Raw genomic sequence first — 4,982 nt, 5'->3', positions numbered from 1 at the left:
CTCATGGACCGGACCGTTCTCGTGGCGAACACCTCGAACATGCCGGTTGCCGCGCGCGAGGCGTCAATCTACGTTGGCGCGACACTGGCCGAGTTCTACCGCGACATGGGCTACAACGTCGCCATGATGGCCGACTCGACCTCTCGCTGGGGCGAGGCCGTCAGGGAGGTCTCGGGCCGGCTCGAGGAGATGCCGGGCGAGGAAGGCTACCCGGCGTATCTGGCGACCCGTCTCGCCGCGTTCTACGAGCGCTCAGGCCGCGTCGAGCCGCTCGGCGCCGACGGCGACGGGCGCGTGGGCTCGGTCACCATGGTCGGCGCGGTATCGCCGGCCGGCGGGGACATGTCCGAGCCGATGACTCAGAACTCACTGCGCGTGACCGGCGCCTTCTGGGCGCTGGACACGTCGCTCGCACATCGCCGGCACTTCCCGGCCATCTCCTGGACCAAGAGCTACACGCTCTACCTCGGCCAGGTGAAGCACTGGTACGAGACGAACGTGGCCGCCGACTGGCAGGAGATGCGCGACCGCGCGATGTTCATCCTGCAGAAGGAGACCGAGCTGCAGGAGATCGTGCAGCTCGTCGGCCCGGACGCGCTGCCCGAGTCCGAGAAGGTCATCCTCGAGATCGCGCGCATGCTTCGCGAGGACTTCCTGCAGCAGTTCGCGTTCGACGAGGTCGACGCGTACTGCCCGCCGAAGAAGGCGTACTGGATGCTCAAGGTCGTCCTCGCTTTCTACGACGCGTCGGTCGCGGCGCTCAACCGTGGCGCCTCGCTGCGCCAGATCCTCGAGCTGCCGTTCAAGGACAGGATCGCGGGCATGAAGACGACCCCCCACGAGGAGGCGCTGCGCATGATGCCGGAGCTCGCCGCGCAGATCTCCGAGGAGATCGCCGGGATCGAGGTGTACTAGATGACGACGACCGAGGCCCCGGCCACGACGCTCTCCCTGCTCACCACCGAGTACCGGACGCTCAACTACGTCACGGGCCCGCTCATCTTCGTGCAGAACGTGCACGGGGTCGCGTACAACGAGATGGTGGCCATCATCCTGCCGGACGGCTCGACCCGGTCCGGCCAGGTGCTCGAGATTGCCGGCGAGACCGCCGTCATCCAGGTCTTCGAGGGTACGCAGGGCATCGACGCCGACGTCACGCGCGTGCGCTTCCTGGAAGAGGTCGCGAAGATCGACGTGTCGCCCGAGTTGCTCGGCCGCGTGCTCAACGGCACCGGCAAGCCGATCGACGGCGGCGCTCCCATCGTCCCCGAGGAGCGCCTCGACATCACCGGCAACCCGATCAACCCGTACACGCGCGAGAAGCCGGCCGACTTCATCGAGACCGGCATCTCGGCCATCGACGGGCTGAACACGCTGGTCCGCGGCCAGAAGCTGCCGATCTTCTCCGGCTCCGGCCTGCCGGCCAACGAACTCGCGGCGCAGATCATCCGCCAGGCGCGCGTCGTCTCCGGCGAGGAGTTCGCCATCGTGTTCGGCGCGATGGGCATCACGCACCGAGAGGCGTCCTACTTCATGTCGCAGTTCGAGGAGACCGGCGCGCTCGAGCGCGTCGTCTTCTTCTTGAACCTCGCCGACGACCCGACGGTCGAGCGGCTGCTCACCCCGCGGTGCGCCCTGACCGTGGCCGAGTACCTGGCGTTCGAGAAGGACATGCAGGTGCTCGTCGTCCTGTCCGACATGACGAACTACTGCGAGGCGCTGCGCGAGGTCTCGACCGCGCGCGAGGAGGTCCCGGGCCGCCGCGGCTACCCGGCCTACTTGTACCCGCCCCTCTCGACCTCCGCCGACCCCGCCGGCCCCACCAGGGCCCGGCGGGGCTCGCCCACCCAGCTGCCGTTCCTCTCGAGGCCCGACGACAACACCCCGCCCCCGACCCCCGACCCCCCCGGGTACACCCCCGAGGGCAAGATCGTGCTCTCGCGGCACCTGCACCGCCGCGGCGTGTTCCCGCCGATCGACACGCTGCCGTGCTTGAGCCGGCTGATGAACCTCGGCATCGGCGAGGGGAAGACGCGCGACGACCACCGCGCCGTCGCCAACCAGCTGTACGCCGCCTACGCACAGGGCCGTGACCTGCGCAAACTCGTTGCAATCGTCGGCGAGGAGGCGCTGTCCGAGACGGACCGGCGCTACCTGCGGTTCGCCGACGAGTTCGAGGCGCGCATCGTCGGCCAGGGCGACGAGGGCCGCAGCATCATCGACACGCTGACGATCGGCTGGGACCTGATGTCGGCCCTGCCGATGGGCGAGCTCAAGCGCGTGCGCGACTTCATCCCCAAGTACCACCCGAACGCAGAAGCGGCCGAGGCGTAGGGGAGCCGGTCGAGCCATGGAGGAAGTCCGCCCGACACGAGCAGAACTTCTCGAGCGTCGCAGCCAGATCGCGCTCGCGCAGCAGGGCATGGACCTGCTCAAGCAGAAGCGCGACGCGCTGCTGATCGAGTTCATGTCCGTCATGGACGAGACGCTGCGCCTGTCCGGCTCGCTCGGAAAGGCCGTCAACGAGGCGCAGTACGCCCTCGCGGTCGCCCAGGCGGTCGACGGCACGGTCTCGCTGCGGTCCGCCGGCATGGCGACCAAGGGCGAGATCGTCGTGGACATGTCCGGCACCAAGATCATGGGCGTCTCGGTACCGGTGGTCACGAAGGGCGAGTCGCCCGTGCGTTCGTCGTTCACCCGCGGCTACGCGGTCACGGGCGTCTCGTCGCGCGTCGACGACACCGCCGACAAGTACGAGCGCATCCTCGACGTCATCATCGAGTACGCCGACATCGAGACGCGTTTGAAGCGCCTGGGCGAGGAGATCAACAAGACCAACCGTCGCGTGAACGCCCTCGAGCAGATCACGGTGCCGAACCTGCGCGAGCAGGTCACCTACATCCGTCAGACGCTCGACGAGCGCGCTCGCGAGGACCTGTTCCGGCTGAAGAAGGTCAAGAAGAAGCTGGAACGCAAGAAGGCAGCACAGGCAGCCGACTAGGGGCGGGCGCGCCGGGACGGCGCGGCCGCGACGGATGCCTCGAGGCACGGTGTGGAGCGGCGCCCATGGCCGGGGGAAAGCACGGCGCCGCTCCGCAACCTCCTTCCCGGAGGATGACCACAAGGGCCCGGACGCATCCAGCGTCCGGGCCCTTGTGGTCGCGCGCTGAGCGCTGCGCGCGTCTCAGGACTTGGAGGTCACGATCGCGCGCACGTCGTTCAGCGCGTCGACCGTGTTGCGGGTGTGCTCGCGGATCTCGCGCCCGTGGGCGATGATCTGCCGCAGGTCGTCGAGGGTCAGGTGGCCGAAGCGCAGCTCGTCCCACTCCTCGCGGGCGACGTAGGACCACATCTCGCCGAGCACCCACTCGAGCTCCTCGATCTCGTGGGTCGTGAAGTGGTCCCACCTGTGGCCGAGGGCGTGCCTGATGCGCTCGACGGCGCGCTCCACGGCGCTCGCCCTGCGCAGCGCGAACGCGCGCATGCCGATGTCCTCGTCGTTCACGTCCGGACGGGGGTTCGTCATCTTCCCACCTCCTGTGGGGGCGTTGTTCGACACGATGAGGGATTCCCCTTCACGCCGGGCACGTGACAGGGACGGGCGGCCGGACTGCCGTACAATGGGCGCGCTCCTCGGACAGTGCCGGACCGGTCGTGCAGGAGGGTGCATCGATGGAGTTCGCCGACGTGATCGCCGCGCGCCGTAGTGTCCGCGACCTGAGCGACGGCCCGCCGGTGACCGAGGCCGACGTGCGCGCCCTTCTCGAGGCCGCGATCGCGGCGCCGACCGCCGGCAACACGCAGCCGTGGCGGTTCACCGTGGTCGCGAGCGCCAGCGCGCGCGAGCGTCTCGCGGGCGCGCTGCGCCAGTCGTGGGTCGCGCGGGCGCCGGTGGTCATCGTCGTCGGCGCGGACTACGAGGTCGCCGCCGAGCGGTACGCCGACCGTGGGCGGGACCTCTACGCGATCCAGGACACCGCAGCGGCCGTGGAGAACATCCTGCTCGCGGCGGTGGACCTCGGGCTCGCATCGTGCTGGGTGGGCGCGTTCGACGAAGCGGCCGTGGCCGAGGCTGTGGAGATGCTGCCGCCGGTGCGGCCGGTCGCCGTGCTGCCCGTCGGCCGTGGGGCCGTTCCGGACGCCCCTCGCGCGCGGCGCCCGGTCGAGGAGGTCAGCACCTGGCTGTGAGCGCCGCGACCCTCGATGAACTCCTCGCCGAGATCGGCGACTGCCACCGCTGTCCGCTCGGGGACACCCGGACCACGCTCGTGTTCGGCGTCGGGGACCCGCACGCGCGGCTCGCGTTCGTGGGGGAGGCGCCTGGGCGCAACGAGGACCTGAAGGGCGAGCCGTTCGTGGGAGCGGCGGGGCAGCTGCTCGACGAGCTGCTCGCCGGTATCGGCATGACACGCTCGGAGGTCTACATCGCCAACGTGCTCAAGTGCCGGCCGCCGGACAACCGCGACCCGCAGCCGCGCGAGATCGAGACGTGCACGCCGTTCCTCTCCGAGCAGCTGCGCATCATCTCGCCGTGCGTCATCGCCACACTCGGCAACTTCGCGACGAAGTACGTGCTCGACACCGAGATGGGGATCGGCAAGCTGCACGGGCGGCTGTTCGAGGCCGGCGGCAGGCGGGTCGTGCCCATCTACCACCCCGCGGCGGCGCTGTACGACCGCACCAAGCGAGACGCTCTCGCCGACGACTTCAAGCGGCTGAGGGTGGTGCTCGACCGGTATGCTGGCGGCGACGCGGCGGCGGGAGCCGCGGGCGGCGTCGTGGATGCGGCGCAGCCGTCCCTTTGGGACGAGGGCTGAGCCGTGCAGCGGGTGCTGCGATCGGGATCCGCGGAGCAGACCGCGGCGCTCGGGATGCGCCTGGCGGCGCTGCTGCGGCCCGGCGACGTCGTGTCGCTGGCGGGTGGCCTCGGCGCGGGCAAGACGGGCCTCGACGGAGGGGTGGGGGCCGGGCGCGGCGGCATG

Annotated in this window: 6 protein-coding genes and 1 pseudogene; 6 read left to right on the top strand and 1 reads right to left on the bottom strand. The window is 70.1% G+C overall.

The genetic code is table 11. From position 1 onward, the window contains the following. The 3 genes from FDZ70_06280 to FDZ70_06270 all read left to right on the top strand — a co-directional run. Positions 1-915: V-type ATP synthase subunit A (locus tag FDZ70_06280; protein ID TLM76788.1), on the top strand; the 915-nt coding region annotated here is incomplete at its 5' end. After that, the gene (locus FDZ70_06275; protein TLM76787.1) at positions 916-2,334 is read left to right on the top strand and encodes a V-type ATP synthase subunit B; all 1,419 of its coding nucleotides are present in this window, start codon (positions 916-918) and stop codon (positions 2,332-2,334) included. 16 nt (positions 2,335-2,350) lie between these two features. Continuing rightward, entirely contained in the window at positions 2,351-3,001 is a 651-nt protein-coding gene (locus tag FDZ70_06270; GenBank protein ID TLM76786.1) for a V-type ATP synthase subunit D, read from the top strand. Between the two features lie 183 nt (positions 3,002-3,184). Here FDZ70_06270 and FDZ70_06265 read toward each other — a convergent pair whose 3' ends face one another. Further along, complete coding sequence (locus tag FDZ70_06265; protein TLM76785.1) at positions 3,185-3,526, bottom strand: hypothetical protein; 342 nt, start codon at positions 3,524-3,526, stop codon at positions 3,185-3,187. Positions 3,527-3,672: 146 nt separating this feature from the next. Here FDZ70_06265 and FDZ70_06260 point away from each other — a divergent pair, with 146 nt between their 5' ends. The 3 genes and pseudogenes from FDZ70_06260 (at position 3,673) to FDZ70_06250 (ending at position 4,982) form a co-directional block, all read left to right on the top strand. Next, a complete protein-coding gene (locus tag FDZ70_06260) occupies positions 3,673-4,188 on the top strand; it encodes a nitroreductase family protein (protein TLM76784.1) in 516 nt (171 codons plus the stop codon). Continuing rightward, a complete protein-coding gene (locus FDZ70_06255) occupies positions 4,179-4,817 on the top strand; it encodes a uracil-DNA glycosylase (protein TLM76789.1) in 639 nt (212 codons plus the stop codon). Before FDZ70_06260 ends, FDZ70_06255 begins: the two co-directional genes overlap by 10 nt. A 30-nt stretch (positions 4,818-4,847) precedes the next feature. Next, a pseudogene (locus FDZ70_06250) lies at positions 4,848-4,982 on the top strand (tRNA (adenosine(37)-N6)-threonylcarbamoyltransferase complex ATPase subunit type 1 TsaE).

The organism is Actinomycetota bacterium (genome assembly GCA_005774595.1).
Lineage (GTDB): Bacteria > Actinomycetota > Coriobacteriia > Anaerosomatales > D1FN1-002 > D1FN1-002.
Note: the sequence above shows the minus strand (reverse complement) of the source record. Positions and strands in the feature narration are given on the sequence as shown.

Excerpts from the sequence above, each read along its gene's own strand:
- FDZ70_06275 (TLM76787.1), top strand. The coding sequence starts at position 916 with ATGACGACGACCGAGGCCCCGGCCACGACGCTCTCCCTGCTCACCACC.
- FDZ70_06270 (TLM76786.1), top strand. The coding sequence starts at position 2,351 with ATGGAGGAAGTCCGCCCGACACGAGCAGAACTTCTCGAGCGTCGCAGC.
- FDZ70_06265 (TLM76785.1), bottom strand. The coding sequence starts at position 3,526 with ATGACGAACCCCCGTCCGGACGTGAACGACGAGGACATCGGCATGCGC.
- FDZ70_06260 (TLM76784.1), top strand. The coding sequence starts at position 3,673 with ATGGAGTTCGCCGACGTGATCGCCGCGCGCCGTAGTGTCCGCGACCTG.